A 739-nucleotide genomic window follows, 5' to 3' on the forward strand; every position below is an offset into this window, starting at 1 on the left:
GCCGCCAGCGTTCAATCTGAGCCATGATCAAACTCTTCAATTTAAGATTTTGTTCGGCTCAATGAATACTGACTTCAAAACTACTGTGTAATTTTAAAGCTATTATCGTTCCAACAGAACGATAATGAATTGACTGTGCCAAATAACCGAAGTTATTCGTATTGGTCACTTCGTTTCATTGAAACCTAATTTGATACCGCTCTCTATAAAGAAAGAATATCTAATTGGATTATCATCAACGAGTGCCCACACAGATTGATAGGTTTATATTGTTAAAGAGCTTTGCTTTCAGTGCCTTAGCACTCAAGCAGGACGCGTATAATACGCTATTGACTCTGTAAGTCAACATAAAACTCTAAAATAATTTAGAACTTTATGGTGACTTGCTTAATAAATAAGCAAAGTCGAAATTAAAGCCTGGCGATGTCCTACTCTCACATGGGGAARCCCCACACTACCATCGGCGCTAATTCGTTTCACTTCTGAGTTCGGCATGGAATCAGGTGGGTCCAAATCGCTATGGTCGCCAAGCAAATTCTTTAATTCGGAAAGCTGTTTTAATTCTCAATACACATTCAATGTTCTTACATCGAGTCCACAAAACCCTTTGGGTGTTGTATGGTTAAGCCTCACGGGCAATTAGTACAGGTTAGCTCAACGCCTCACAACGCTTACACACCCTGCCTATCAACGTTCTAGTCTCGAACAACCCTTTAGGACCCTCAAGGGGTCAGGGAAG

The 739-nt window shown here is 40.5% G+C and carries 2 rRNA genes; both read right to left on the minus strand.

Going from position 1 to position 739, the window contains the following annotated elements:
* Window positions 1-415 precede the first annotated feature (415 nt).
* A 5S ribosomal RNA gene (rrf, locus tag ELS82_RS25540) occupies window positions 416-531 on the minus strand.
* An 87-nt stretch (window positions 532-618) separates the two neighbouring features.
* Window positions 619-739: ribosomal RNA gene (locus ELS82_RS25545) — 23S ribosomal RNA — on the minus strand; the annotation flags it as partial.

The organism is Vibrio ouci, assembly GCF_004551525.1.
GTDB classification, from domain to species: domain Bacteria; phylum Pseudomonadota; class Gammaproteobacteria; order Enterobacterales; family Vibrionaceae; genus Vibrio; species Vibrio ouci.